This window comes from Kutzneria viridogrisea DSM 43870, assembly GCF_000525635.1.
In the GTDB taxonomy this organism is placed as follows: Bacteria; Actinomycetota; Actinomycetes; order Mycobacteriales; family Pseudonocardiaceae; genus Kutzneria; species Kutzneria viridogrisea.
This window is the reverse complement of sequence record NZ_CP007155.1, coordinates 3,871,600-3,894,308: the sequence shown is the minus strand read 5'-3', so window position 1 is coordinate 3,894,308 and position 22,709 is coordinate 3,871,600. Positions and strand designations below refer to the sequence as shown.

21 protein-coding genes and 1 pseudogene are annotated in these 22,709 nt (G+C 71.3%); 6 read left to right on the top strand and 16 right to left on the bottom strand.

The features are described from left to right. Positions 1–83 precede the first annotated feature (83 nt). Entirely contained in the window at positions 84–548 is a 465-nt protein-coding gene (locus tag KALB_RS43975) for a MarR family winged helix-turn-helix transcriptional regulator (RefSeq protein ID WP_081789371.1), read from the top strand. Here the strand turns inward: KALB_RS43975 and KALB_RS17465 are convergent, their stop codons facing one another. Beyond that, the gene (locus KALB_RS17465; RefSeq protein WP_025357007.1) at positions 549–1,874 is read right to left on the bottom strand and encodes a family 4 glycosyl hydrolase; all 1,326 of its coding nucleotides are present in this window, start codon (positions 1,872–1,874) and stop codon (positions 549–551) included. 108 nt (positions 1,875–1,982) lie between these two features. Here KALB_RS17465 and KALB_RS17460 point away from each other — a divergent pair, with 108 nt between their 5' ends. Continuing rightward, positions 1,983–2,741: an IclR family transcriptional regulator gene (locus KALB_RS17460; protein ID WP_025357006.1), complete on the top strand. Its 759-nt coding sequence runs from the start codon at positions 1,983–1,985 to the stop codon at positions 2,739–2,741. A 153-nt stretch (positions 2,742–2,894) separates the two neighbouring features. On the opposite strand, the gene KALB_RS17455 is transcribed toward KALB_RS17460, so the two are convergent. From KALB_RS17455 to KALB_RS17445, 3 genes are read right to left on the bottom strand one after another with little or no spacing between them, the layout of a single operon-like run. Beyond that, positions 2,895–3,545, bottom strand: coding sequence for a 4'-phosphopantetheinyl transferase family protein (locus KALB_RS17455; protein ID WP_025357005.1), 651 nt, complete (start codon positions 3,543–3,545; stop codon positions 2,895–2,897). Continuing rightward, positions 3,542–4,414 (bottom strand): metallophosphoesterase family protein, encoded by an 873-nt coding sequence (locus tag KALB_RS17450; RefSeq protein WP_025357004.1) that lies wholly within the window; start codon positions 4,412–4,414, stop codon positions 3,542–3,544. The genes KALB_RS17455 and KALB_RS17450 overlap by 4 nt, the downstream gene beginning before the upstream one ends. Before the next feature lie 9 nt (positions 4,415–4,423). Further along, the gene (locus KALB_RS17445) at positions 4,424–6,394 is read right to left on the bottom strand and encodes an ABC1 kinase family protein (RefSeq protein WP_025357003.1); all 1,971 of its coding nucleotides are present in this window, start codon (positions 6,392–6,394) and stop codon (positions 4,424–4,426) included. Between the two features lie 42 nt (positions 6,395–6,436). On the opposite strand from KALB_RS17445, the gene KALB_RS17440 reads away from it, so the two are divergent. Beyond that, positions 6,437–6,991, top strand: coding sequence for an orotate phosphoribosyltransferase (locus KALB_RS17440; RefSeq protein WP_148309497.1), 555 nt, complete (start codon positions 6,437–6,439; stop codon positions 6,989–6,991). Here the strand turns inward: KALB_RS17440 and KALB_RS17435 are convergent. Continuing rightward, positions 6,972–8,447, bottom strand: coding sequence for a serine/threonine-protein kinase (locus tag KALB_RS17435; protein WP_025357001.1), 1,476 nt, complete (start codon positions 8,445–8,447; stop codon positions 6,972–6,974). The two genes, KALB_RS17440 and KALB_RS17435, sit on opposite strands and share 20 nt — an antisense overlap. 227 nt (positions 8,448–8,674) lie before the next feature. Here KALB_RS17435 and KALB_RS17430 point away from each other — a divergent pair, with 227 nt between their 5' ends. The 3 genes from KALB_RS17430 (at position 8,675) to KALB_RS17420 (ending at position 11,330) form a co-directional block, all read left to right on the top strand. Next, positions 8,675–9,418 (top strand): SDR family oxidoreductase, encoded by a 744-nt coding sequence (locus KALB_RS17430; protein ID WP_025357000.1) that lies wholly within the window; start codon positions 8,675–8,677, stop codon positions 9,416–9,418. 5 nt (positions 9,419–9,423) lie between these two features. Beyond that, positions 9,424–10,512: a DmpA family aminopeptidase gene (locus tag KALB_RS17425; protein WP_025356999.1), complete on the top strand. Its 1,089-nt coding sequence runs from the start codon at positions 9,424–9,426 to the stop codon at positions 10,510–10,512. A gap of 176 nt (positions 10,513–10,688) precedes the next feature. Continuing rightward, positions 10,689–11,330 (top strand): DUF4360 domain-containing protein, encoded by a 642-nt coding sequence (locus KALB_RS17420; protein ID WP_025356998.1) that lies wholly within the window; start codon positions 10,689–10,691, stop codon positions 11,328–11,330. Between the two features lie 447 nt (positions 11,331–11,777). Here the strand turns inward: KALB_RS17420 and KALB_RS17415 are convergent, their stop codons facing one another. The 11 genes and pseudogenes from KALB_RS17415 to KALB_RS17370 all read right to left on the bottom strand — a co-directional run bounded on the left by KALB_RS17415 (position 11,778) and on the right by KALB_RS17370 (position 22,646). Next, a complete protein-coding gene (locus KALB_RS17415; protein ID WP_030107865.1) occupies positions 11,778–12,428 on the bottom strand; it encodes a winged helix-turn-helix transcriptional regulator in 651 nt (216 codons plus the stop codon). A gap of 46 nt (positions 12,429–12,474) precedes the next feature. Beyond that, on the bottom strand, positions 12,475–13,815 hold the full coding sequence (locus KALB_RS17410; RefSeq protein WP_025356996.1) for a 6-phospho-beta-glucosidase: 1,341 nt from the start codon (positions 13,813–13,815) through the stop codon (positions 12,475–12,477). Then, a complete protein-coding gene (locus KALB_RS49845) occupies positions 13,806–14,279 on the bottom strand; it encodes an ROK family protein (protein ID WP_268872272.1) in 474 nt (157 codons plus the stop codon). The genes KALB_RS17410 and KALB_RS49845 overlap by 10 nt, the downstream gene beginning before the upstream one ends. Then, positions 14,279–15,019: pseudogene (locus tag KALB_RS49840) on the bottom strand (ROK family transcriptional regulator); the annotation flags it as partial. The gene KALB_RS49845 and the pseudogene KALB_RS49840, both read right to left, overlap by 1 nt. Positions 15,020–15,042: 23 nt before the next feature. Continuing rightward, positions 15,043–15,477 (bottom strand): SRPBCC family protein, encoded by a 435-nt coding sequence (locus tag KALB_RS17400; RefSeq protein WP_025356995.1) that lies wholly within the window; start codon positions 15,475–15,477, stop codon positions 15,043–15,045. A 4-nt stretch (positions 15,478–15,481) separates the two neighbouring features. Further along, positions 15,482–15,799 (bottom strand): ArsR/SmtB family transcription factor, encoded by a 318-nt coding sequence (locus tag KALB_RS17395; RefSeq protein WP_025356994.1) that lies wholly within the window; start codon positions 15,797–15,799, stop codon positions 15,482–15,484. A gap of 123 nt (positions 15,800–15,922) precedes the next feature. Beyond that, complete coding sequence (locus tag KALB_RS17390; RefSeq protein ID WP_025356993.1) at positions 15,923–17,347, bottom strand: phosphocholine-specific phospholipase C; 1,425 nt, start codon at positions 17,345–17,347, stop codon at positions 15,923–15,925. A 69-nt stretch (positions 17,348–17,416) separates the two neighbouring features. Further along, positions 17,417–19,057: a dipeptide ABC transporter ATP-binding protein gene (locus KALB_RS17385; RefSeq protein WP_030107863.1), complete on the bottom strand. Its 1,641-nt coding sequence runs from the start codon at positions 19,055–19,057 to the stop codon at positions 17,417–17,419. Beyond that, positions 19,054–20,046 carry an ABC transporter permease gene (locus tag KALB_RS48525; RefSeq protein WP_025356992.1) on the bottom strand — a complete coding sequence of 331 codons (993 nt, stop codon included), beginning with the start codon at positions 20,044–20,046 and terminating at the stop codon, positions 19,054–19,056. Before KALB_RS48525 ends, KALB_RS17385 begins: the two co-directional genes overlap by 4 nt. Further along, entirely contained in the window at positions 20,047–20,949 is a 903-nt protein-coding gene (locus tag KALB_RS17375) for an ABC transporter permease (RefSeq protein WP_042220469.1), read from the bottom strand. Further along, complete coding sequence (locus tag KALB_RS17370; RefSeq protein ID WP_025356991.1) at positions 20,946–22,646, bottom strand: ABC transporter substrate-binding protein; 1,701 nt, start codon at positions 22,644–22,646, stop codon at positions 20,946–20,948. Before KALB_RS17370 ends, KALB_RS17375 begins: the two co-directional genes overlap by 4 nt. Positions 22,647–22,709: the final 63 nt, after the last annotated feature.

Genomic DNA, 22,709 nt, shown 5'->3' with positions numbered 1-22,709 from the left:
CTGGACGCCAGCAACGGCACTTTCATGGCACCCCGCGCGCGGGCTGCTTGCTTGCCGCGAGCAACCATTTGTAGGCTGGCGCCATGTCAGCGGGCCGTGCGGACGTGCAGGAACTGGTCGTCGCCCTCTTCACGGTGAACTGGCGGCTGGACAACGCGACCAGGAAGAACCCCAACGCGGCGAACCTGCGCGTGCTGCAACTGGTCGGGCAGGCGGGGCGGGTGCGGCCCTCGGAGCTGGCGGTGGCGCTTGGCGTGCACCAGTCCTCGGTGACCAGGCAGGTGCGCGCGCTGGAGGAGGCCGGGCACGTGGAGCTGGCCGGGAACCCCGAGGACCGGCGGTCCTGCTTCATCAGCCTGACAGAGGCGGGCCGGGCGGAGGCGGAACGGCTGACCGAGATCGGCCTGTCCCGATTCGAGCGGTTCGTGGCCGACTGGGACGTGGCGGAGGTCAGGGAGCTGATCCGGCTGCTGGCCAAGTTCGAGCAGTCCACGGCCGAGGTGGCCCGCCAGGACAAGCGCCCGGCCGGCGGCAGCTGGCGGCAGTGATCAGCACAGCCAGCCGGGCGCCCGCACCCAGTCGGGCATGAGCGCCCCGTGCGCGGAGATCATGGCGTCACAGAGCCGGTGGATGTCCCGGGGCGAGAGCGTCGCGGCGGTGTTCGGGTCGGCGAGCAGGGCGTGGTGCACGTGGTCGCGCCGCCCCTCGACGGCGGCGAGCACGGTCAGCTCGCACACGCTGAGCACGGCTCGGTTCAGCGCGGCCAGCTGCGGCGGCACCCCGCCGACCGGCATCGGGTGCGCCCCGGAACCGTCCACCAGGCACGGCACCTCCACGCAGGCGTCCTCCGGCAGGTTGCCGATGAGGCCGGTGTTGCGCACGAGCCCGTACAGGGCGCGCGGCCGCCCAGTCTGCATAGCATGCACGAAGCGGGTGGCGAACTCCGTTGGCGCGCCTGGGTTCTGCTGCGCGGGTAACGGCACGACCTCGCCGCCGAACAGCACGCTGCGGGTCTGCCGGTAGTCGGCCAGCTCGCGCTCCGCGGCGACCAGCGCCGCACCGGGACGCAGCCGGAACGTGCGGATCGCCTCGTCGTCGTGCAGGAACCAGGGCACGTACTCGGCGCTGCGCTGGCTGTCGGCGGTCGGGAAGTGCCCCAGCCGCCGGTACATCTCCACGCGCACGCTGTGGGCGAGTTCGGGACTTCGGGCCAGTGCCTCGTCCAGCCTGGGGTGCAGGTCGGTCCCGGCGTGTTCCAGCCGCAGCACGAAGGACTGGCCGCCCGCGCCCGCGGCCAGGAAGCCCACCTGGTCGGCGGGCACCCCGGCCAGCCGGGCCAGCCGGTCGACCGTGTCCGGCACGGCACGGCTCAGGCCGATCACCTTGGTGTGCGGGCTGAGCACCGACACCGCCCAGGTCAGCATCGGCAGCGGAGCCGCGTGGTTGAGCAGCCACGCGTCCGGGCACAGCTGTGCCATGTCCTCGGTCAGCTCCCGGATCACCGGGATCGCCCGCAGCGCGCGGAAGACGCCGCCGACACCGAGCGTGTCGGCGTGGGTCTGGCGCACCCCGTAGGAGGCGGGCAGCCGGTAGTCCAGCGCCGCCGCCTCGTGCCCGCCGACCTCGGTGGTGTTGACCACGTAGTCGGCCCCGTCCAGCGCGGGCCGCTGGTCGGTGTGCGCGGTGATCTTCGGTGTGACGCCCGCCTGCGCGGCGGTCCACCTGGCCAGGGCCTCCACGGTCTCCAGCCGCTCGTGATCCGGGTCGTGCAGGGCGAGGGTGAGGTCGGCGAGTTCGGGCTGGCCGAGCAGGTCGGCCAGCAGCGCGCGGGTCAGCGGGGCGCCACCGGCGCCGATGAAGGCCACCTTCGCCATCGGGCGAGCTCCTTGGGTAGTTCCAGCTGATGAACTAGAATTCTCTGACGGGAACTGGCCCGTTACCTCAGACCAGGTCGAACCACCCACTCGGACTAAGGAGTTCCTGTGTCTGAACAGCCCGGCGTGGTCAAGTCCGCCGACCGGGTCCTGGCCGTGTTCGACCTGTTGGCCGACCGCGGACCGCTGTCGTTCACCGACATCAGCGCGGCACTGGCCCTGCCCAAGTCCTCGACGCACAACCTGCTCAACACCATGTGCGCCCGCGGGTACCTGGAACGCGGGCAGAAGGAGTTCCGGCTGGGCATCAGGATCTGGCAGCTGGCCCAGCACTGCACCGAGGTGGAGCACCTGCGGCACGCCCTGCGCCCGGTGATGGAGAAGCTGTGCGCGGCCACCACCGAGACCGTGCAGCTGGCGATCCTGGACGGCACCAACGCGGTGTACCTGGACATCGTGGAGTCCCCGCACCCGGTGAAGCTGACCTCCAACGTCGGCGCGCGGCTGTCCGCGCACGCCAGCGCCGTGGGCAAGGTGCTGCTGGCCGGACTGGACCCGGCCGAGGCGCGTCGGCGGCTGACCGGTGTACCGCTGGAACGGCTCACCGAGCACACCATCACCACCGTGGACGGCCTGCTCACCGAACTGGCGCTGACCCGCGAGCGCGGTTACGGCGTGGACGGCGAGGAGTTCACGATCGGCCTGCGCTGCCTGGCCATGCCGGTGCGGGACTGGACGGGGCGCACCGTGGTCGGCCTGTCGGTGTCCATGCCCACCCCGCGCTACAGCGCGCAGATCGCCGAGGCAGCACTGGACGAGCTGCGCGCTGCCGTGGCCGAGGCGGCCACCCGGCTGGGCGCCCGCTGAGTAACGCCTCACCGGCGCGTGTCGGACGTTCCCATAGCGCGTGTCGGACGGCCCGGTGCGGCGTGTTGGCGTTCGGCGGGCGGTTTCCCAGCTGGTGGGAGCCCGGACCGGAACGTCCGACACGCGGCACCGGAAGCGCCGACACGCGCCGTTTTACGCGGGGACGGCTATCGCGGTGAGGACGAGTCCCTCGCGGACCAGGTAGCGGCCGTCGAACCCGGTCAGCGGCCTGCCCGCCACCTCGGGCGGATCGACCAGCAGGGTGGCGTGGAAGGTCTGCGCGGCGGGGTCGAAGGTCAGGTGCGCGTCGGTGAAGCCCAGCCACAGGCCCGTCAGCGGGAACCACGCCTTGTAGACGCTTTCCTTGGCGCTGAACAGCAACCGGTCCCAGTGCACGCCCGTGTCCGGCGCACCGGCCAGCCACTCGCGTTCCGGCTCGATCGTCACCACGTCCAGCACGCCCTCGGGCAGGGTGTCGTGCACCTCGGCGTCGATGCCCACGGTCAGCACCTCCCGGCTCCGCGCGACGGCCGCCGCGCAGTAGCCCTTGGTGTGCGTGATGGCGCCGACGATGCCCTCCGGCCACAGCGGCTGGCGCTTGTGCCCGCGCAGGATCGGCACCTCGGGAAAGCCCAGCTTGCCCAGGGCCCTGCGGGCGCAGGTCCGCGCGATGGTGAACTCGCGGACCCGCTTGTCCACCGCCTTGGCGACCTCCGGCTCCTCCTCGGGCAGCAGCCGGGCGTCCGGGTCCTCGCCGAGCACGTCGCAGGACACGACCTGGCCCGGCAGCACGTCCTCGATCATGCGCGCGCCTCGTCCCTGCGGTTCCACGGCACGCGGGTCGGGTCGGCGGGCAGGATGCTGCGCACCGGGTACGGCTTGTCGGTGCGCTTGCTCCACTCGCGCGGGTAGCCCAGCGACACCTCCTCGAACCGCACCCCGTCGTACTCCAGGGTCAGCGGGATGTGCAGGTGCCCGTACACGGCGGCGGCTGCCCGGTAGCGCAGGTGCCAGTCGGCGGTCAGCTCGGTGCCGCACCACATGGCGAAGTGCGGCCAGCGCAGCATGGTCGTCGGCCCCCGGTGCAGCGGCCAGTGCGAGACCAGCACGGTGCGCAGGTGTTCGGGGATGGCGTCCAGCCGCTTCCTGGTGATCTCCACCCGCTCGTGGCACCAGGCCTGCCTGGTCGGGTGCGGGTCGGGGTGCAGCACCAGCTCGTCGGTGCAGACGATGCCCGTCTCGTAGGCGTACTTCATGGTGGCCTCGAGCGTGGCGCCCGGCTCGCGGAAGCTGTAGTCGTACAGCACGAACAGCGGTGCGACGACGAACTCCTCCTCCTCGGTGCGCCAGATCGGGAACTCGTCCTCCGGGGTGGACACACCCAGCTCGCGGCACACCCGCACCAGGTGCTCGTACCGGGCCTGGCCGCGCAGCTGCACGCTGTCGTGCTTGGTGGTCCACAGCTCGTGGTTGCCCGGCGCCCAGATCACCTTGGCGAACCGCTTGCTGAGCAGTTCCAGCGCCCAGCTGATCCGGTCGACCGACTCGGCGACGTCCCCGGCCACGATCAGCCAGTCCTCGTCGCTGGTCGGGCGGATCGTCTCGGTGATCGCGCGGTTCTGGTCGTACGAGATGTGCAGGTCACTCGTGGCGAGCAAGGAGCCAACGGACATGTGATCACGCTACCTGGCGCGCCGGAAGATGAGCACCAGAACCCGCAGCACGAGAACTGCGCTGATTACTAGAAGGTTGTAGCCGATCAGCTGGAACAGGCTGACCCCAGCGGTGACGCCCGGCCCTCCGCCGGTGCCCAGCAGCAGCACCGCCATGATGCCCGCGGTGGCGCCCAGCACCGTGAGCAGGGCCTGGTGCAGCAGGCCGGTGACGTGCTCACGGTCGCGCTGGTCGGCGAACAGCCGCACGTTGAGCCCCAGCCTGCCGTGCTCCAGCGCGCCCGCGATCCGGTCGATCCGGCGCGGCAGTCGACGCAGCATCGGCAGCAGTGTGAGCAACTCCTCGCCGGTGGTGCGGCGCAGCGCGTCGGCGTCCAACCGCTCCCCCACGTACCGGCTCGCCGCCGCCCGCGCCTCGGTGACCAGGTCGAAGCCGGGGGCCAGCTCGGCAAGGCCGCCCTCCAGCGTGGCCAGCGCGCGGAACACGGCGGCCACCTCGGGCGGGATGGCCAGCCCGAAGTCGGCCACGATGCGGAACAGGTCGGTGAACATGCGCAGCCCGAGGCTGGTGGCCGGGCCCATGTGCCTGGCCAGGAACTGGCCCAGCGCCCGTTCCAGGCGTTCCTCGTCGATCTCGTCGGGGCGCTGCACGACCTCCAGCAGCGCGTCGGTGCAGGCCGTGCTGTCGCCCTTGTCCATGGCCAGCAGCAGCCGCTGCAAGGCCTCGCGCAGCCCGTCGTCCAGCCTGCCGACCGAGCCGAAGTCGAGCATGCCAAGGCCGCCGCCGTCGAGCAGCAGCACGTTGCCGGGGTGCGGGTCGGCGTGGAACACCCCGTCGATCATGATCTGGCGCAGCAGGGTGTCCAGCAGGGTCCTGGCCAGCTCGGCCGGGTCCAGCCCGCGCTCGGCGATGACCGGACCGGCGGCGCTGAGCGGCACCCCGTCCAGCCGCTGCATGACCAGCACGCGCCGCCCGCACAGCCGCTCGTGCGGCACCGGGTAGCGCACCCCGGTGTCCCGGCCCGCCGTGGCCGCCGCCACCGCCGCCATGTTCGCCGTCTCCACGTGGAAGTCCAGCTCCTCGCGAATGGCCTCGGCGAACCCGTCGGCCAGTTCCCGCACGCCCATCGTGGCGCCCCAGCGGGTGCCGGTCTCCAGCCGCCTTGCCAGCCGCGCCACGATGTCCAGGTCCCGGTCCACCACCTCGGCGATGCCGGGGCGCTGGACCTTGACCACCACCCGCTCGCCCGAGCGCAGCACGGCGGCGTGCACCTGGGCCACCGAGGCCGCGGCCAGCGGCACGTGGTCGAACTCGGCGAACACCTCGGCCGGCGGCGCGCCCAGCTCCTCGGTGAGCACGCGCTCGACCTCCTCCCACCGTGCCGGTGCGGCCCGGTCGCGCAGCCTGCTCAGCTGCTCCACGAACTCCGCCGGCAGCAGGTCGCGCCGGGTGGACAGCACCTGGCCGAGCTTGACGAAGGTGACCCCGGCCTCGTCCAGTGCCCTGGCCAGCGAACCCGCCAGCCGGGTGCGGGTGGACGCGGCCGCCAGCGGGTCGCGGCGGCGGCCGGACAGGTAGGGGCTCAGCCCGTGCCGGACCGCGATGCGCAGGATGCGGGAGTACCGCTTGCCCCTGGCGATCCGGCCGCGCAGGCCGCGCACGAAGTCCACCGGGTGCGGCAGGGAGCCGGTCGGCACCAGCACCTCGGCCAGCACCAGGCACACCATCGCCACCAGCATGCTGGAGGCGATGCCCAGCAGCATGAACCAGAACGGGGTGAAGCTGTCGTTCGCGGTGGACATACCCCCGGCGAAGCTGCGCACGATCGGCGTGAAGGTGAACACCGCCAGCAGCCCGGCCGCCAGTCGCCGGGTCAGCCCGAAGGTCATGCCGAGCAGCCTGCTGACCGCTCCTGCCATCAGCCACGCGGTCAGCGCGAGGGTGACGGTGCCTGCCACGTCGAGCAGGAAGTCGTTCATGGTCGGAAACGCTACGACACACGGCGTGGCAGTGTGGTCCGCGTGCACGAGTTGATCAGTGCCGAGCGAGGGCACTTCGAACTGGAGTCCGGGCACCACGGGGACCTGTGGCTGGACCTGGACCGCCTGTTCCTGCGGGCGTCCCGGCTGCGGCCACAGGTCGCCGAGCTGGCCGCCCGGTTGGCGCCGCACCGGCCGCGGGTGGTCTGCGGGCCGCTGACCGGCGGTGGCTTCCTGGCCCAGTTGGTGGCCGCCGAACTGGACGTGGACTTCTGCCACGCGGAGCGCCACACGGGGGCCGTCTACCGGGTGCCGGAGGCGCTGCGGGCTGGCCTGCGCGACGCGCGGGTCGCCGTCGTGGACGACGTGTGCAACGCCGGGTCGGCGGTCCGCAAGACCCTCGCCGACCTGGCGGTGTGCGGGGCGCGGCCGGTGGCCGTCGGCGCGCTGCTGGTGCTCGGCGACTCGGCCGCGGCGCTGGCCACCGAGCAGGGTGTGCCGCTGGTGGCACTGGAGGAGCTGGCCAACTCCCTGTGGCAGCCCGCGGACTGCCCGCTGTGCGCGAGCGGTGTGCCGCTCAGCGCCCGTCGGAGTTGATCAGCAGCTGCCCACCGGAGCGGATCACGTTGATCGTCTTGTGCTGCCCGTTCTGCTTGGGCGGGTTGCCCTTGTCGAAGTAGGTCACGTCCACCGGCACGTTCACCGAGCCGTCCGGGTTGGCGGTGACGCCCTGCGCGTTGTTCGAGTACACCTGGGAGAACTGGCCCCAGTAGTCGCGGAAGGCCTGCTCGCTGCCGAACTGCTGCTGCACGTTGCCGGACAGCTTCGACCAGAACCCGGCCACGCCCTGGCTGTAGTAGTCGATCACGAACTGACCGGCCGTGGCGAAGTCGATCGGGCCACCGGACTGGTCGTTGGTGACCGAGGTCGGCGGCGTGGTGGTCGTGCTCGTCGGCGGCGTGGTCGTGGTCGAGGTGGGCGCCGAGGAGGTGGGCGGCTGCGCCTGGGTGGTCGTGGTCGTGGCGGCCGGGTTGTTCGGCGCGGTGTTCGGCGCGGGCTGGGAGGTGCCGCTCGTCGTCGGACCGGGGGTGGGCGTGTTCGGCGGGTTGATCAGCGCGAACGCCACGATCGTGCCGACCAGCAGCACGACCACCAGCACGCCGACACCGATCAGCAGCGGGCGGCGGTCGCGCGGCGGGGCGGCGGGCTCCACGTTGGCCGGGCTGTCCAGCAGGCCGGTGGCGGTGGGCGGCTCGGCCAGCACGGCCGTGGGCGGCGCCGGGGTCCAGCTCGGCTTCTTGCCGTCACTGGCCAGGGTCAGTGCCTCGGCGGCGGCGCTCATGCTGGGCCGCTGCGTGGGATCGGCGTGCACCAGGGCCATCAGCAGTTCGGTCAGCGGACCGGCCTGCTTGGGCGGGGGCACCTCGCCGGTGGCCACGGCGTGCAGCAGGGCCAGGGGGTTCTGGCTGGTGCCGAACGGCGGGCGGCCCTCCACCGCGTTGTACAGGGTGGCGCCCAGCGAGAACACGTCCGCGGACGGGCTGGGGTCCTGGCCCCTGGCGACCTCGGGGGCCAGGTAGGCCGGGGTGCCCGCGGAGATGCCGGTCTGGGTGACCGTCACATCGCCCACGGCACGGGAGATGCCGAAGTCGGTGATCTTGGCGGTGCCGGTCTCGCCGAGCAGGATGTTGCCCGGTTTGATGTCGCGGTGCACGATGCCCGCGGCGTGCGCAACGGCCAGCGCCGAGGCGACCTGCGCGCAGATGTCGGCGGCCTCCTCGGGCGGCAGCGTGCCCCGCTCGGCCAGCACCGAGGACAGGCTGCGCGAGGGCATGAACTCCATCACCAGGCAGGGCTCGCCCTGGTGCTGGGCCACGTCGAACACGGAGACGGCGTTGGGGTGCTGCAGGCGGGCGGCGATGCGGGCCTCGCGCATGGCGCGGCGGCGCGCCTCGTCGGTCTCCTGCTCGGACAGTCCCGGCTGCAACACGAGCTGCTTGATGGCGACCACGCGCTCCAGCCGCTCGTCCCTGGCCGACCAGACGATGCCCATGGCTCCGCTGCCCACACGTTCGATCAGCCGGTAGTGCCCGGCGATCAGTTGCCCCGCGTCGATGACCGATTACTCCTCGTGTGCGCCCCGGGCCGCCATACCCACTATGGATTTACACTCTAGCCAGCAGTCCCGGCTACAGGTGGTAGGCGTACCGCAGGTCATCCTAGTCATGTGCGTCCCGGTGTCCACAGTGGACTTCACGCAGGTTGGGATAGGTTTGCGCGATGAGGCCGAAGATCGCGATCGTGACGGGGGCGGGCTCGGGCATCGGCAGGGCCGCGGCCGCCGCGCTCGCCGGAGCGGGTTACCACGTCGGGCTGGCGGGGCGCAGGGCCGAGGCGCTGCGGGAGACCGCGGAGCTGGCCGAGGGCACGACCCTGGTGCTGCCCACCGATGTCACCGCCGAGCAGTCGGTGCGGGAATTGTTCACGGCGGTCACCGGCGAGTGGGGCCGCCTGGACCTGTTGTTCAACAACGCGGGCACCTCCGGGACCCCGGCACCGGTCGCCGACCTGTCCCTGGAGCAGTGGTCGGCGGTGGTCGACACCAACCTGACCGGTTCGTTTCTCTGCGCACGCGAGGCGTTCCGCGTGATGCGCGACCAGTCCCCGCGCGGCGGGCGGATCATCAACAACGGCTCGCTGTCGGCCTACGTGCCGCGCCCGTTCACGGTGGCCTACGCCGCGAGCAAGCACGCGATCACCGGACTGACCAAGACCCTGTCCCTGGAGGGCCGGGAGCACGACATCGCCTGCGGGCAGTTGGACATCGGCAACGCCGCCACGGACATGGCCGCCAAGTTCAGCGTGGGCGTGCCGCAGGCCAACGGGCAGATCGCCACCGAGCCCACGATGGACCTGTCCGCGGTGTCCGAGGCGGTGCTCTACATGGCCGGGCTGCCGCTGTCGGCGAACGTGCAGTTCATGACGGTGATGGCCACCGCGATGCCGTTCATCGGCCGGGGGTGAGCGGGGTGCGGCTGCGCGAACTGGGACTGGACCTGCCGCTGGACCCGTGCGGTCCGGACAACGCCATCACCGACGTGCCGGGTGTCCGAGTGGGGCACACGACGCTGGTCTCCGGGCACGGTCCGCTGGTGATCGGCCGGGGCCCGGTGCGCACCGGGGTCACGGTGATCAAGCCGCGGCCCGGTTACGAGCGGGACTCACCGGTGTACGCCGGTGCCGCCACGCTCAACGGCAACGGGGAGTTCACCGGGCTGGAGTGGGTGCGCGAGTCCGGTCTGCTGACCACTCCCATCGCGATCACCAACACGCACAGCGTGGGCACCGTGCGCGACGCGCTCGTGCGCTACGACCCCGAGCACGCCACCCGCACCGACTACTGGTCCATGCCCGCCGTCGCCGAGACCTACGACGGGGTGCTCAACGACATCAACGGCATGCACGTCCGCGAGGAGCACGTGCACGCGGCGCTGCGCGCGGCGGCGGCCGGCCCGGTGGCCGAGGGCTCGGTGGGCGGCGGCACCGGCATGATCTGCCACGGCTTCAAGGGCGGCATCGGCACCGCCTCGCGGCTGGCCGGGCCGTGGACGGTCGGCGCACTGGTGCAGGCCAACTACGGCCGCCGCGAGGACCTGCGGGTCTGCGGCTATCCGGTGGGCAGGCTGCTGGGCGAGGACGTGGTGCCGCTGCCGGGCGCGGCGCTGGCCCCGGGCAGCGGGTCGATCATCATCGTGCTGGCCACCGACGCGCCACTGCTGGCCGACCAGTGCCGCAGGCTCGCGCAGCGGGCGTTCGTCGGGCTGGCACGGGTGGGCGGCGGCTGCGCGGACTCCAGCGGGGACATCGCGCTGGCCTTCGCCACCGGCAACGAGGGGCTCACCCCGGAGTACGTCACCGCCGCCGAGCAGCCGATCAGCGTGCGCACCCTGCCGCACCAGGCGCTGTCCCCGCTGTTCGAGGCCGCGGCGGGGGCCACCGAGGAGGCGATCCTCAACGTCCTGCTCGCCGCGGAGACGATGACCGGGGCCGGTGGGGTCACCGCGCACGGGCTGAGCACGGCAGTACTGATCGACGCACTGCGCCGCTGTTCCCCGTGAATCATTAACCTCATTCATCCCCTCATCCGATCGCCGACCCGATCACACTCAATTCTGTGAATCCAAACCTCCCGAAATGAACGGCGTTACTCCGTTCAGTGGGTGTCGAAAAGTGAGGTTTACGCTACCGTAGGTCACCTCCCTCACCATATCGTGAAGTGTCGGGAAGGAAACCCATGCTTAATGCGATAGCCGCTACCGGTGTGGCCCTGACGATGCTCTCCACCCCGATCTCCACGCCATATTCGTGGACTACTCCCCCACCCCCTGACAAGATTGTCATCGATGTCGCGACGGTCAACGGTTCGGGCTGTCCGGTCGGAACCGCAGCTGTCGCGGTCGCCCCTGACAACACGGCGTTCACCGTGACCTACAGCAAATACACCGCGCAGGTCGGCGTGGGCGCGAGCCCGACCGACTTCCGCAAGAACTGCCAGCTCAACCTGCGGGTGCACGTGCCCGCGGGCTTCACCTACGCCATCGCGCAGGCCGACTACCGCGGATTCGGCCACCTGGAGAAGGGTGCCACCGGAATCGAGCGGGCCAACTACTACTTCCAGGGGCAGTCGCCCACCGCGTACGCGAACCACAACTTCAACGGCGCATTCGACGATGACTGGCAGACAACGGATGTCACCGATGTCGCACAGTTGGTCTGGGCGCCCTGCGGCGAGGAGCGGAACTTCAACATCAACACGGAGTTGCGGGTATCCGCGGGCACGTCCGACCCGAAGAAGACGACCAGCTTCCTGACGATGGACTCCACCGACGGAAGTATTACGACCACTTACCACTTCGCCTGGCAGAAGTGCCCCTGAGCGGTCAACTGACACGTGGGATCCGCGGGCATGCTCACCCCGCGGATCCCACACCCATTCCCACCCACGAGTCCCGCTCTGGGGCGCGCGAGTCCCGCTCTCCAGTGGCCGAGTCCCGCTCTGAGGCCCGCGAGTCCCGCTCTCCGTGCTCGCACGGGCCGCCGCGCCGATGGTCACCCGGCACGCGACCCGCCCCGACGACGGGGTTCAGCCACGGCAGAACGGGACTCACGCGCCGGTGAGCGGGACTCGCGGTCGAGACAGCGGGACTCGCGGCCCGGAGGGCGGGACTCGCGGGCGGGTGAGCGGGACACGCCGTACCGGGACGTCAGACACGCCGTACCGGGACGTCGGACACGCCGTACCAGAAGCGCCGACACGCCGTGCGGGATGCGCCGACACGCGGCACCGGAGCGTCCGACACGCGCTGCCTGGCGCAGGGGTGGCTCAGGACGGGGTGAGCAGGGCGGTGCAGCGTCGCACGGCGGAGTCGGTACCGGTCAGTTCGAGCCGTCCGGCGTGGGTGGCCTCGGTGAGGGCGGTCGGCTGGGCGCAGACCACCAGCAGGGTCCCGGCGTCGGTCGTGGCCACGACGGACGGGGGCTGGGCGGGTCCGAGCCCGCCGTGCGCCCGCCCCGCGCGCACCGACAGGTGGAAGACCTCCCCGTCCACGCGGAACTCGTAGTCCTCGTCCACCTCGGCGTGCCGGCCCGCGGCCAGCGCCTCCACGGCCAGGAACGCCCACCTCGGCCGCACCGTGTCCACAGTGGACAGTTCGGGGCGGAACAGCCCCCAGCGGGTCAGCTCCAGCAGCACCGGCCGCAGCCCGTGACCCGTGTCGGTCAACTCGTAGGCGTACCGCTGCGCCGACCCGACCCCGCACTGCCGCACAACTCCCCGCGCCACCAGGAACCTCAGCCGATCCGCGAGCAGGTTGGTGCCCAGCCCCGGCAGATCGGCGAGCAGTTCGCTGTAGCGGCGCGGCCCGAGCAGCAGTTCGCGCACCAGCAACAGGGTCCACCGCTCCCCCAGCACGTCCATCGCGGCGGCGAGTCCGCAGTGCTGGTGGTACGCACGCTTGACAGTCAGCCCCTCCACCTCCCCTGCCCACCACTGTAACCGAATGGGGGACAGGGAAAACCACTCAGCGCAGGTATGCGAGCCCGGGATGCGCGACCTGGTATCGATCCAGCAGGCGCCGCGCGGTGCTGACCGAATCCACCAAGGGGTGCAAGGCGAAGGCGCTCAACGCGTGCTTGCGCGAACCGGTGTTCGCGGCGGCCAGCACGGCCCTGTCCACTGCCTTGACCGCGCCGACGAGCGAGGCGGCGTGCAACGGCAGCGGCGACGTGGCCAGCGGCTGCGCGCCGTTCGCGCCGACCAGGCAGGGCAGCTCCACCACCGCGTCGGCGTCCAGCCCCGGCAACGCGGACCCGTTGCGCACGTTGAGGATCAGCGTGGTCCCGCGGTCCTGGGCGATGGCCCGCATGAGCGCGAGCGCGATCTTCTCGTACCCGCCGCCGTCCAGGTCGCAGGCGTCGCGCTCACCGGCACCAGCCGACTCGCGGTTGCCCGCCATGTACGTGGCCTCGCGTTCCAGCCGGGTGTCCTCCCACCGGCGCAGTGCCGAGCCGGGATCACTCCGAACGGCGGAGTAGAAACCTTCCTGTTGGCGCTCAAGGAAAGCACCGCGGGTCGGCGCGTCACCGAGCCCGGCGGCCACTGCCTCGCGGGCGAAGTAGTAGTAGTGCAGGTACTCGTTGGGCAGGCAACCCAGCACCCGCAGCCAGTCCACGCCGAACAGCTTGCCCTCCTCGAAGGACTCCAGCGCGTCGCGGTCGGCCAGCAGCCGGGGCAACAGGTCCACCCCGTCCACGTGCACGGCGCGCAGCCAACCGAGGTGGTTGAGGCCCACGTAGTCCAGCCGGGCGCGGTCCGGGTCGGCGCCCAGCGCGCGGACGACCCGGCGGCCCAGCCCGACCGGCGAGTCGCAGATGCCGATCACCCGGCCGCCCAGGTGCCCGGACATCGCCTCGGTGACCAGTCCGGCCGGGTTGGTGAAGTTGATGACCCACGCGTTCGGCGCGAGTTCGGCGACCCGCCGCGCGATGTGCACGGCGACCGGCACGGTGCGCAGTCCGTAGCTGATCCCGCCCGCGCCCACGGTCTCCTGACCGAGCACGCCCTCCTCGAACGCGATCCGCTCGTCCGCGGCGCGACCAGCCAGCCCGCCGACCCGGATCGCGGAGAACACGAAGTCGGCCCCGGTCAGCGCCTGGTCCAGGTCGGTGGTCGTGCTGACCACCGGCGCGTCGGGGACCCCGGCGGCCTGCTGGGCGAGCACGTGCCCGATGGCGGCCAGCCGGTCGGCGTCCAGGTCGTGCAGCACGACCTCGGTCACCCGGTCGGGGCCGTGGTCGGCCAGCAGTGCCTGGTACACCAGGGGAACGCGGAACCCGCCACCGCCGAGAACGCTCAGCCGCAATGCCATGGCGCGACGATATCGGCCGTGCGGCCGCGCAGGTACTCGGCGGGGTCGCGCACGATCGCCCTGGTCACCGAGCCCGCGGCGCCGCGCACAGCGGCCTCCCACCCCAGCCGGGACACCTCCACGCGCAGATCGGTCCAGCGCGCGCCGAGCACCCGCCGGTCCAGTTCGGCGCGGACCGGCCCCGCCAGCCAGGGCGCCAACTGGGCGAACATGCCGCCCAGCACGACAGCGGCCGGGTCCAGCACGTTGACCATGCCCGCCAGGGCCACGCCCAGCGCGGCCCCGGCCTGCTCGATCGCCGAGACGGCCGCGGACTGCCCCGCCCTGGCCAGTTCGACGAGCTGGGCCAGCGGCCCTCCGGCGTGCCCAGGCTGGTGCCGGTCGTGGTGGGCAGCCCGGCCGCGCGCAGGATCGCCTCCTGGCCGGCGACCTGCTCCAGGCAGCCCAGTGCCCCGCACCGGCAGCGCTCACCGTCCACGGACACCATGACGTGCCCCAGTTCCCCGGCGAACCCGTGCCGTCCCCGGAACAGCTCGCCCGCCACCACGACCCCGGCGCCGATGCCGATCTCCCCGGACACGTGGATGAAGTCGGCCAGCTCGGGCTTGCCGCCGAACCAGAACTCGCCCAGCGCGGCCAGGTTCGCCTCGTTCTGCACCGACACGACAGGCGAGCTCCGGCCGATCCGGCGGGTCAGCTCCTCGGCCACCTCCAGTTCGGGCCAGTCCAGGTTCGGCGCCGCCACGAGCGCACCCCGCTGGGCCGTGACCAGTCCGGGCACGGCGGCCACCAACCCGGCCACCGGTTGGCGGCCCGCCGCGCGCATGCCCTGCGCGAGCAGTTCGGCCGCCTCGTCCAGCACCTCGCCGTGCGGGCGCGTCCGGTTGTCGGCCAGGCGGACCTCCAGGTGGCGCTGGTGCCCGGCCAGGTCGACCACGCAGCACACCAGGTAGTCGATGTTGATCTCCAACCCGACGCCGACCGGCCCGTCCGGGTTGAGCCGCACCGCCTGGCCCGGCCGCCCGACCACGTTGCCAACGGCCCCGCCGTCGGCGACCAGACCGGCCCGGTCCAGTTCGTCCACCAGGCTGGACACCGTGGCCTTGGTCAGGCCGGTCGCGGCGGCGATGGCCGCGCGCGAGACCGCGCCGTGCTCGGCGATGCTGCGCAGCACCACGCCGAGGTTGTTCTCCCGCATCGCCTGCTGGCGGACCGGTCCGGTCATGGCGCGGCCACCTCGCCAACCCTGCGCAGCACCCCGTTCCAGCCCCTGGGGCCGCCCATGATCCGCCGGGACAGCTGCTCGTGCTCGTCGTCCGGGTCGAAGCCCGCGTGCTCCACGAACAACCGGGTGCCCCTGCCCTCCGGCTCCAGCCACCAGGTCACGGTCTGCTCGCTCTTTGCGCGGTTCCAGCTGATCCGCAGCAGCTGCCCCGGCCGGATCTCCAGCACCTCGCACTGGCAGTCCCCGTCGAAGTCCACGGCGGGGATCGGCGGGCGGCGGAAGCTGAACAGGTGGCCGACCACCGGCTTGAAGTCGTTGGGCATCAGCCAGCGGGCCATCAGCTCGGGGTCGATCAGCGCCTGCCAGACCACCTCGGGCCGGTGGGCCAGGAACTGGTCGGCGCGGATCGCGCGGCGGTCGGGGGCGGCCACCGGGTCAGGACTCCCGCTCGTCGAGCAACTCGCCGAAGGCCGACAGCCGTCCGCGCCAGAACTGCTCGTACGGGGTGAGCCAGTCGGAGACCTCCCGCAGCGGGGCGGCCCGCAACCGGTAGTAGCGCTGACGGCCCTCGCGCTGCTCGCCGACCAGGCCCGCGTCCTTGAGCACCCTCAGGTGCTCGGAGACGCTGGGGCGGCGCAGGTCGAAGTGGTCGGCCAGCTCCTGCACCGGGCGTGGGCCGTCCAGCAGCAGGCGCAGCAGTTCGCGCCGCGTGGGGTTGGCCAGCGCGGAGAACACGTCGACCGTCTCCGACATGACACTGAGTATACGAACGCACGGGGCCAGGGCATGCCGTACACCCGGAGGACGACGCAGTTCAGGGTCCATCATGCTGCGCTGAACCGGGGGTTGGGGCGGCCGGGGCCGCCCCAACCGGGGTCAGTGCCCGCGCGGGGTGTGCGGGCGGGTGCCCGGGTCCTGGTGCGGGGGCTGCTGGCCCTTGCCGGGCAGGGTGGGCTTGGGCAGGGTCGCCACCTCGTACTGGGCCAGGGTCAGCGGGCCGTGCGTGTCGGGCAGCACCGGCGGCTGGGCCTTCGGGTCGCTGAAGCGGAACGCGGAGGTCAGGTCGCCGAAGGTCTTGCGGCGCCAGGCGCTGATGTTGGTCTCCTGCACACCGGTCAGCTTCTCCAGCAGGCGCAGCACCGAGGTGTGGTCGAAGTTCTCGCTGCACACCCAGCCGCCCTGGGTCCAGGGCGAGACGATCGTGGTGGGCACGCGGTAGCCGCCACCGATCGGCAGGCCCTTGACGAACTCCTCGGCGGTGCCCGGGGCGGGCACCGGCGGGGCGACGTGGTCGAACAGGCCGTCGTTCTCGTCGTAGGTGAGGATGAACGCGGTCTTGGCCCACACCTCGGGGTTGGCGGCGATCGCGTCGATCTTGCTGGCCACGAAGGCGGCCCCGGCGGCGGGCAGGTAGTCGGGGTGCTCGGACTCGGCCGCGGTGGGGATGATCCAGGAGACGGTCGGCAGCTGGTCGTTGATCGCGTCGTACTCGAACTTGCCCGCCGGGTACTTCTGCATGCCGTTGAGATAGAGCGGGGAGGTCTGCGGCGCGTTCTGGTACTGGACGAAGTTCTCCAACACGTTGCAGCCGTAGTTGTCCTTCTGCTGGTAGACCTTCCAGCTCACCCCGGCCTCGGTCAGCCGCTCGGGATAGGTCTTCCAGCTGTACTCCGTGCCGCTGTTGTCCAGCGCGGGGCCGCCGCCCTTGCCGCTGGGGTCGATCATGCCGGTCATCAGGTAGTACCGGTTGGGGTGGGTCGGCCCGAACACCGAGCAGTGGTAGGCGTCGCAGATGGTGAAGGCGTCGGCCAGCGCGAACTGGAAGGGGATGTCCGCGCGGGTGTAGTAGCCCATCACGTAGGGACCGTTGACCCCGTCGGCGGCCCGGTGCGCGGGCAGCCAGTTGTCCATCTTGCCGCCGTTCCACGCGTTGTGCTGCACGGTCCAGGCGTGGCTGGTGGACGGGATGGCCTGCGCGCTGGACTTGCGGGTGTCCAGGTGGAAGGGCAGCAGGTAGCCGTCGGGGTTCTTCGCGTCGGGCTGGTAGAACACCGATCTGCCGTTGGGCAGCTTCATCGCGTTGGGGTCGCTGAAACCACGCACACCGGACATCGTGCCGAAGTAGTGGTCGAAGGACCGGTTCTCCTGCATGAGGATCACGATGTGCTTGATGTCGCTGAGCGAGCCGCGGTGCTTCGGCTCGGCGGCCATCGCCGCCCGGAGGTTCGGTGGGAGCAGGGTGGATGCGAGTGCGGCGCCTGCGGCAGTGCCCAACAGGCGACGGCGAGTCAGTTCGGCCACCTCGGCGACGCTACCCAGGTCACGGTCGGCGCTGACCCGAACAACGGGGGAACTTCAGGTGACCGCTGTTCACACCTTGCCGCGCTCGGCACGCCGCTGCCTGGCCAGTTCGGGGTCCAGCACGGGAACGGCCGCCAGCAAGGACTTCGTGTACGGATGCGTCGGGTTTCCGTACAGTTCGTCGGTTTCGCCGGACTCCACGACCTGACCGGACCTCATCACCACGACCCGGTCGCTGACCTGCCGCACCACGGCCAGGTCGTGCGCGACGAACACCAGCGTCAGGTCGAACTCCGTGCGCAGCTGGGCCAGCAGGCGGATCACCTGCGCCTGGGTCGACACGTCCAGTGCCGACACGGGTTCGTCGCACACCAGCAGCTTGGGCCGCAGCACCAGGGCGCGGGCGATGCCGACCCGCTGGCGCTGTCCGCCGGAGAACTCGTGCGGGTACCGGTCGAACCGCTCCGGGTCGAGACCGACCTGTTCCAGCAGCTGCTGCACCTTGCGGCGCAACACCTTCTCGTCCGACTCTCCGCGCACCCGCAGCGGGTCGGCGATGCTGTCGCCGATGGTCCGGCGCGGGTTCAACGAGGAAACCGGGTCCTGGAACACCATTTGCAGGTCCCCGCGCAACGCCCGCAGCCGCCGCTCGGGCATCGCGGAGATCTCGTTGCCCTCGAACAGGATCTGCCCCGAGGTGGGCGTGAGCAGCCGGACCATCATGCGGGCCAGTGTGGTCTTGCCACTACCGCTCTCCCCCACCACGCCCAGCGCCTCACCACGCAGCACGTCCAGGCTGACCCCGTCCACCGCGTGCAGCTTCGCCCCGGTCAGCCGCGAGCCGATCCGGAAGTGCTGGTGCACGTCGAGTACCCGCATCAGCGGTTCGGCCGGCGACTCGCGCGCGGGACGGTCACGCGGTGCGTCCAGACGCGGGATCGACGCCACCAGGTCACGGGTGTAGCCCTGGCTCGGCTCGGTCAGCACCGACTCGGCCGGGCCGCGCTCCACCGCGTGCCCACCCTGCATCACCAGGACCTCGTCCACGTTGCCCGCGGCCACGGCCAGGTCGTGCGTGACCAGCAGCAGCGCCATACCGGTCTCGGTGCGCAACTCGTGGATCAGGTCGAGGATCTGCGCCTGCACCGTGACGTCCAGCGCGGTGGTCGGCTCGTCGGCGACGAGCACCTGCGGCTGGCAGGACAGCGCCATGGCGATCAGCGCGCGCTGGCGCATGCCGCCGGAGAACTCGTGCGGGAACGCATCGACCCGCCGCGCGGCCTCGGCGATGCCGACCCGGTCGAGCACCTGCACGGCCCGTGCCCGCGCGGCGCGGCGGCTGGCGTTGGTATGGGCGCGGTACACCTCGGCGATCTGGTCGCCGACGGAGAAGAACGGGTCCAGCGCGGACAACGGGTCCTGGAAGACCATCGCGATCCGGCTGCCGCGCAGTCGGCGCACCTGCTCGTCGGTGGCGGCGTTCAGCTCGGTGCCGAACACCTCGACGTGACCGTCCACTGTGGCGTTCGTGCCGCGGTGCAAGCCCAGCAGTGCCAAGGCGGTCGCGCTCTTGCCGGAGCCCGACTCGCCGACGATGCCCAGCGCGCGACCGGCCCCGAGCTGGAAGGACAAGCCGTCCACGGCACGCAGCGTGCCGCCCTCGGTGCGGAAGTCGATGGTGAGGTCACGCACCGACACGACGTCACTCACGCGACCCTCACCCTCCGGTCGACCACGGCGTAGAGCACGTCCGCGATCGCGTTGCACAGCACGATGACGAAGCCGATCAGCAAGGTCATGCCCACCACCATCGGCAGGTCGATCTGGTTCACCGACTGCACCATCAACCGGCCCAGCCCCGGCAGGCCGAACGCCGTCTCGGTGAGCATGGACGCGGTCAGCACCGCGGCGATGTCGGCCGCCGCCACGGTGATCAGCGGGCTGAGCGCCCCGCGCAGGGCGTGCCTGCCGATCACCCGCCGCTCGGTCAGGCCGTAGGCGCGGGCGGTGCGGATGTGGTCCTCGGTCAGGGTCTCCAGCACGCCCGACCGCGAAAGCCTGACGTAGGGCGGGAGTTGCACCAGTGCGAGCACGATCCACGGCAGGACCAGGTTCTGCGCCCAGCCGAGCGGGTCCTCGTCGAAGGGCACGTAGCTGGGGAACGGCAGCCATTGCAGGTACACGCAGAACACCATGAGCAGCAACAGGGAGGTGATGAAGGCCGGGACGGCGAACCCGCCCAGCACCACCACGTTCACCGCGTGGTCCAGCCACCGGCCGCGGCGCAGTGCGGACAGCACACCGGCCCCGATGCCGAAGGTGAGCCAGAGCAGGGCCGCCCCGATCACGATCGACAGCGAGACGGGCAGCGCCTCCAGGATCTTGTCCAGCACGGGTTCGGTGTACTGGAAGGAATATCCCAGGCAGGGCGCCGGGCAGTGCAGCACGCTCGGGCCGGAGCTGAAGTCCCTGCCCACGACGAGCCCGCTCAGGAAGTGCCAGTACTGCACGTACAGCGGCTCGTCCAGGCCGAGCGAGTGCTCCACCATGGCGAGCCGGTCGGCCGTGCAGGTCTTGGGGCCGCACACCAGTTGCGCGGGGTTGGCGGGCATCAGGTAGAACAGCACGTACACCACCGCGGACATCGCCAGCATCACGGCGATCGCGCCGAGCAGGCGCCGCACCACGTAGCCGAGCATTCAGGCCGCCTTCCTGGACAGCCGGGTGCTGCGCGGGTCCAGCGCGATCCGCACGCCCTCGCCGAACAGCGTGAACGACAACACCGTCAGGAACACCATGAACGCGGGCAGCAACACGTACACCGGATCGCTGCGGAACCACGTGGTCGCCGAGGAGAGCATCTGGCCCCACGAGGAGGTGGGCGGGCGTACCCCCACCCCGAGGAAGGACAGGCCCGCCTCGGCGATCAGGTTGGTCGGCAGCAGCAACGCCCCGTAGGTGATCACGGGTGCGGCCAGGCCGGGCAGGATCTCGCGGCGCGCGACCCGCCAGCCGCTCGCCCCGGACAGCCGGGCCGCAGCGACGAAGTCCCTGGTGCGCAGGCTCAGCGCCTGCGCGCGGGTGATGCGCGCCGTGCCGCCCCAGCCGAACACGCCGATGACCACCGCGACCAGCAGCGGCCTGGGGAAGGTCTCCGGCACGATCGCCAGCAGTGCCAGGGAGAACACGGTCACCGGGAAGGCGATCGCGATGTCGGTGACCCGGCTGAGCAGGGCGTCGACCAGCTTGCCGCTCAGCCCGGCGAGCAGGCCGACGGCCACGCCGAGCAGCACCTCGACCAGGGTGGCGCAGATGGCCACCAGCAGGGAGACCTGCGCGCCTTCGGCGATGCGTGCGAACAGGTCGCGACCGGTCTGCGGCTCCACCCCGAACCAGTGCTGCGGGCTGATCCCGCCGAACCCGCCTAGCGGCACGCCACCACGCGCGGAGTCGACGAGGTCGTTGTGGAACGAGGTGGTGTCCTGGCCCTCCAGCGCGGTCAGCAGCGGCGCGGTGATCGCCAGCAGCACGAGCAGCCCGGCGACCACCGCCCCGAACACCGCGGACCGGTCGGCGCGGAACCGGTTCCAGAGCAGTCTCACTTGACCGACACCGCGGACAGGTCGTACACCCCGGTCCAGTCGCTGACGAAGGCGTTGCGCACGTTCTTGCCGAACAGCCGCAGGCTGGTGCTGTGGTAGAGCGGCACATCCACCGCCTTCTTGCCCAGTTCGGCGTCCAGCGCGCCCCAGCGCTGCGCGGCCTGCGCCGGGTCGGTGATCTTGTTGATCTGGTCGATCTCGGCGTTGACCGCGGGGTCGTTGAGGTGCGCGGTGTTGAAGTTGCCGCCGGAGGCGATGTACTGCCTGCCGTCGAAGATCGGCACCAGGAAGGGCCCGCCGGAGGGCCAGTCGGCGCCCCAGCCCTGGATGGAGACCTGCGGCTGGGTGGCCGGGTTGCCCACGGTCTGCGGGTAGCTCTCGGCGTCCACGCTCTGCAGGTTCACCGTGATACCCGCCTTCTTGTAGGCGTCCTGCACGGCGGTGGCGATGGCCGGGCCGTCACCGTTGCTGTTGTCCGAGCGGTGCGCCAGGGTCACGGTGATCCCGTTCGGGAAACCCGCCTCGGCCAACAGTTGCTTGGCCTTGGCCGGATCACCGTTCTGCCCGGCCGGAAAGTAGTCGAACGCCTGGTAGCCCATGGACTTGTTGTTCGGCAGGAAGGTCGTGGCCGGGTAGGCCAGCGAGCTGCCGCCCGCCGCGTTGACCACGGACTGGCGGTCCACCGCGTAGGTGAACGCCTCGCGCACCTTCTGGTTGTCGAACGGCGCCTTGGTGGTGTCGAAGGCCAGGTAGTACGTGTAGGGGAAGCCGCCCTTGGCCACCCGCTTGGCCAGCTCGGGGTTGCTGTCCAGCTGGGCGAGCTCGGAGGGCCCCAGGTCGGTGTCGGTGGTGACGGCGTTGGCGTCCTCACCGCTGCCGGTGCTGATCCGCTGGTTGATCACCGCCGCGTCCAGCCCGTAGCTGCCCTCGATCCGGTCCGGGCAGGCCAGCCGGTTGCCGTCCACCTGGCGGGACCAGTTCTCGTTGCGCACCAGGGTGAGGCTCTTGCCCTTCTGGTAGCTGTCGATCTTGTACGGCCCGCTGGAGATCGGGTGCTTCTCGTAGTCCGCACCGGTGTCCTTGGCCTTGGGCACCGGGGCGAACTGGGTTGCCGTTGCCAGGTAGGGGAAGTCACCGTGCGGGGAGTTGAGGTGGAACACGATGGTCCTGGCGTCGGGGGTCTCGATCGCCGGGATGCCAGCGGGCTGCTTGTACGGGCCCTGGTAGTCCTCGGCCTCGACCAGCCAATCGTGCAGGTACGGAGCGCCGCCGGGCAGTTCGGCCGCGAAGCTGCGCTCGATGCCGTACTTGACGTCCTGGCTGGTGATCGGCGTGCCGTCCTCGAACTTCAGGCCGTCCCGCAGGTGGTAGGTCCACACCGTGGCGTCGGCGTTGGCCTGCCCGGTGTCGGTGGCCAGGTCCGGCACGACCTTGGCGCCCTCCGCCCCGCCTGCGCGGTTGCGGGTGGTCAGCGTGCGGAACAGCAGGGAGGGGATGTTGCCGCCGCCGGAGGTGTAGAGCCGCGCGGGGTCCAGGTGCGAGCCCGCGTCCTTCTGGTTGAGGATGCGCAGCGTGCCGCCCTGGCAGGTGTTCGGGTCGAACGCGCCGCCTGCGGTCCTGGTGCCACCGCCACAGGCCGCGGTGGTCCCCAGCAGCACTCCCGCGGTCAGCAACAGCGCGGATCTCGTCCAGGTCATCGGTCTACCCCCAGGTCGGGAACTTGCTGATCGCAGACCCTAATGCCGTGACCGCGCCCGGGA

Excerpts from the sequence above, each read along its gene's own strand:
- KALB_RS43975 (WP_081789371.1), top strand. The coding sequence starts at position 84 with ATGTCAGCGGGCCGTGCGGACGTGCAGGAACTGGTCGTCGCCCTCTTC.
- KALB_RS17465 (WP_025357007.1), bottom strand. The coding sequence starts at position 1,874 with ATGGCGAAGGTGGCCTTCATCGGCGCCGGTGGCGCCCCGCTGACCCGC.
- KALB_RS17455 (WP_025357005.1), bottom strand. The coding sequence starts at position 3,545 with ATGATCGAGGACGTGCTGCCGGGCCAGGTCGTGTCCTGCGACGTGCTC.
- KALB_RS17450 (WP_025357004.1), bottom strand. The coding sequence starts at position 4,414 with ATGTCCGTTGGCTCCTTGCTCGCCACGAGTGACCTGCACATCTCGTAC.
- KALB_RS17445 (WP_025357003.1), bottom strand. The coding sequence starts at position 6,394 with ATGAACGACTTCCTGCTCGACGTGGCAGGCACCGTCACCCTCGCGCTG.
- KALB_RS17435 (WP_025357001.1), bottom strand. The coding sequence starts at position 8,447 with ATGGGCATCGTCTGGTCGGCCAGGGACGAGCGGCTGGAGCGCGTGGTC.
- KALB_RS17430 (WP_025357000.1), top strand. The coding sequence starts at position 8,675 with ATGAGGCCGAAGATCGCGATCGTGACGGGGGCGGGCTCGGGCATCGGC.
- KALB_RS17420 (WP_025356998.1), top strand. The coding sequence starts at position 10,689 with ATGCTTAATGCGATAGCCGCTACCGGTGTGGCCCTGACGATGCTCTCC.
- KALB_RS17395 (WP_025356994.1), bottom strand. The coding sequence starts at position 15,799 with ATGTCGGAGACGGTCGACGTGTTCTCCGCGCTGGCCAACCCCACGCGG.
- KALB_RS48525 (WP_025356992.1), bottom strand. The coding sequence starts at position 20,046 with ATGCTCGGCTACGTGGTGCGGCGCCTGCTCGGCGCGATCGCCGTGATG.
- KALB_RS17370 (WP_025356991.1), bottom strand. The coding sequence starts at position 22,646 with ATGACCTGGACGAGATCCGCGCTGTTGCTGACCGCGGGAGTGCTGCTG.